Annotated in this window: 4 protein-coding genes; all 4 read left to right on the top strand. The window is 64.4% G+C overall.

The features are described from left to right. Positions 1-4 precede the first annotated feature (4 nt). Entirely contained in the window at positions 5-934 is a 930-nt protein-coding gene (locus FB598_RS20565) for a branched-chain amino acid ABC transporter permease (RefSeq protein ID WP_141911306.1), read from the top strand. A 32-nt stretch (positions 935-966) separates the two neighbouring features. Further along, positions 967-2,184 carry an ABC transporter ATP-binding protein gene (locus FB598_RS20570; RefSeq protein ID WP_141911303.1) on the top strand — a complete coding sequence of 406 codons (1,218 nt, stop codon included), beginning with the start codon at positions 967-969 and terminating at the stop codon, positions 2,182-2,184. A 21-nt stretch (positions 2,185-2,205) separates the two neighbouring features. Beyond that, on the top strand, positions 2,206-2,973 hold the full coding sequence (locus FB598_RS20575) for an ABC transporter ATP-binding protein (RefSeq protein WP_141911300.1): 768 nt from the start codon (positions 2,206-2,208) through the stop codon (positions 2,971-2,973). Between the two features lie 13 nt (positions 2,974-2,986). After that, a partial coding sequence (locus FB598_RS20580) for an ATP-binding cassette domain-containing protein (RefSeq protein ID WP_141911297.1) occupies positions 2,987-3,255 on the top strand: 269 nt, incomplete at its 3' end.

Raw genomic sequence — 3,255 nt, forward strand, 5'->3', positions numbered from 1 at the left:
ATTCATGGACATATTCATCCAGCAGATCATCAACGGTTTGGTGCTAGGGAGCATGTACGCACTGATCGCGTTGGGTTACACGATGGTGTACGGGGTGCTGAACCTGATCAACTTCGCGCACGGGGACATCCTGATGGTGGGGGCGATGGTGGGGCTCTCCCTGCTCAAGCTGGTGCAGCTGCATGCGCCGCAGTTGCCGGGCATCGTGCAACTGGTCATTGCCATCGTCGGGGCGATCCCGGTGTGCATCGTGGTCAGCCTGGTGATCGAGCGGGTGGCGTACCGGCCGCTGCGCAATGCGCCGCGCCTGGCGCCGCTGATTACCGCCATCGGCGTGTCGATCCTGCTGCAGACCATCGCCATGATGTTGTGGGGCCGCAGCCCCTTGCCGTTCCCGCAGGTGATGCCGTCGGACCCGGTGCACATCGCCGGCGCGCTGATCTCGCCCACCCAGATCATGCTGCTGGCGCTGGCGGTGCTGGCCATGCTGGGGCTGGTGCTGATCGTGGAGAAGACCAAGATGGGCCGGGCCATGCGCGCCACCGCCGAGAACCCGCGCATTGCCGGGTTGATGGGGGTCGATTCCAACAAGGTGATCGTGGTCACGTTCGCCATCGGCGCGGCCCTGGCGGCCATTGCCGGGGTGATGTGGGCGGCCAACTACTCGACGGCGCAATTCGCCATGGGCTTCGTGCCGGGCCTGAAGGCCTTCTCGGCGGCGGTGCTGGGCGGCATCGGCAACATCTACGGGGCCATGCTGGGCGGGATCCTGCTGGGCTTGATCGAAAGCCTGGGCGCCGGCTACATCGGCGACCTGACGGGCGACTTCCTGGGCAGCAACTACCAGGACATCTTCGCCTTCATCGTGCTGATCATCGTCCTCACGCTGCGCCCCTCGGGGATCATGGGCGAACGCGTAGCAGACCGCGCTTAAGTCTTAACCCACATTCAAAGAAGAGAAGACAAATGGCTCTCCTATCCTTCGACATGAAGCGCAATCCGGCACAAGCCAGGACCAGCCTGCTGGTGCTGCTGGCGCTGATGATCGTGTTTCCCTTCATCGCCCAGCAGTTCGGCAACTCCTGGGTGCGCATCATGGACATGGCGCTGCTGTACATCATGCTGGCGCTGGGCCTGAACGTGGTGGTGGGCTTCGCCGGCCTGCTGGACCTGGGTTATATCGCGTTCTATGCGATCGGCGCCTATACCGCGGGCTTGCTGGCCTCGCCGCAGTTCGCGGCGGTGCTGGAGTCCTTCGTCAACACCTACCCGGCGGTGGGCAACTTCCTGGTCATGGTGTGCGGCCCGGAGATCGTGCAGAACGGCATCCACCTGTCGCTGTGGGTGATCGTGCCGCTGTCGGCCCTGATCGCGGCCATCTTCGGGGCCCTGCTGGGCGCGCCGACCCTGAAGCTGCGCGGCGACTACCTGGCCATCGTGACGCTGGGCTTTGGCGAGATCATCCGCATCTTCATGAACAACCTCAATGCCCCGGTCAATATCACCAACGGCCCGCAAGGCATCAACCTGATCGACCCGATCCGGGTGTTCGGCGTGTCGCTGGCCGGCGAGCCGGGCTCGGGCTCGATGGTCAAGATCTTCGGCATGACCACGCCCTCGGTGAACGCCTACTACTTCCTGTTCCTGCTGCTGTGCATCGCCGTGATCTTCTTCTCGATCCGGCTGCAGGACTCGCGCCTGGGCCGGGCCTGGGTAGCCATCCGCGAGGATGAGATCGCCGCCAAGGCGATGGGCATCAACACCCGCAACGTCAAGCTGCTGGCGTTTGCCATGGGCGCCTCCTTCGGCGGCGTGGCCGGGGCCATGTTCGCCTCCTTCCAGGGCTTTGTGTCGCCGGAATCGTTCTCGCTGACCGAATCGATCGCGGTGCTGGCCATGGTGGTGCTGGGCGGCATCGGCCACATCCCCGGCGTGGTGCTGGGCGGCGTGATCCTGGCGGCGCTGCCGGAAGTGCTGCGCCATGTGGTCGAACCGCTGCAGATGAGCCTGTTCGGCAAGGTCTGGATCGACGCCGAAGTGCTGCGCCAGCTGCTGTACGGCCTGGCCATGGTGGTGATCATGCTGACCCGCCCGGCCGGCCTGTGGCCCTCGCCGCGCCATGAAGACCGCCCGGAGGCGGACCACCCCCACAGCGGCGCCGCCGTCGGCGAAGTCAAAGCCTAAGCAGAAAGCAGGAGAACGACCATGACACAGACACTGCTCAAGATCAGCGACGTGAGCAAGCGCTTCGGCGGCCTGCAAGCCCTGAACGGCGTGGGCATTCGCATCGAGCGCGGCCAGATCTACGGGCTGATCGGCCCCAACGGCGCCGGTAAAACCACCTTCTTCAATGTGATCACCGGGCTGTACCAGCCCGACACCGGCAGCTTCGAACTGGACGGCAAGCCGTATAGCCCGAGCGCGCCGCATGAGGTGGCCAAGGCCGGCATTGCCCGCACCTTCCAGAACATCCGCCTGTTCGGCGACATGACGGTGCTGGAGAACGTGATGGTGGGCTGCCACGTGCGCACCAGACAGAACGTCTTCGGGGCGGTGTTCCGCCACAAGGCCGCGCGCGAGGAAGAAGCGCAGATCCGCGAGAAGTCGCAGCAACTGCTGGACTTCGTGGGCATCGGCCAGTTCGCCAAGCGGACGGCGCGGCACCTGTCGTACGGCGACCAGCGACGGCTGGAGATCGCCCGTGCGCTGGCCACCGAACCGCAACTGCTGGCGCTGGACGAACCGGCGGCGGGGATGAACGCCACCGAGAAGCTGGGCTTGCGGGAACTGCTGGTCAAGATCCAGAAGGAGGGCAAGACCATCCTGCTGATCGAACACGACGTCAAACTGATGATGGGGCTGTGCGACCGCATCACGGTGCTGGACTACGGCAAGCCGATTGCCGAGGGCGTGCCGGCGGAGGTGCAGAAGAACCCAGCCGTGATCGAAGCGTATTTGGGAGCTGGTCACTGACCGAAGAGAAGACATGACAACGAACATCTTAAAAGTCGAACAACTGAGCGTGGCCTACGGCGGCATCCAGGCGGTCAAGGGCATCAGCCTGGAAGTCAACGAAGGCGAACTGGTGACGCTGATCGGGGCCAACGGCGCGGGCAAGACCACGACCCTGAAGGCGATCACGGGGACCTTGCCGGCCAGCAAGGTGGAGGGCCACATCGAATACCTGGGCACGGCCTTGAAGGGCAAGAAATCCTTCGAGCTGGTCAAGGACAAGCTGGCGATGGTGCCGGAGGG

It is taken from the genome of Herbaspirillum sp. SJZ106 (assembly GCF_006715495.1).
Lineage (GTDB): Bacteria > Pseudomonadota > Gammaproteobacteria > Burkholderiales > Burkholderiaceae_D > Herbaspirillum.

Excerpts from the sequence above, each read along its gene's own strand:
- FB598_RS20570 (WP_141911303.1), top strand. The coding sequence starts at position 967 with ATGGCTCTCCTATCCTTCGACATGAAGCGCAATCCGGCACAAGCCAGG.
- FB598_RS20575 (WP_141911300.1), top strand. The coding sequence starts at position 2,206 with ATGACACAGACACTGCTCAAGATCAGCGACGTGAGCAAGCGCTTCGGC.
- FB598_RS20565 (WP_141911306.1), top strand. The coding sequence starts at position 5 with ATGGACATATTCATCCAGCAGATCATCAACGGTTTGGTGCTAGGGAGC.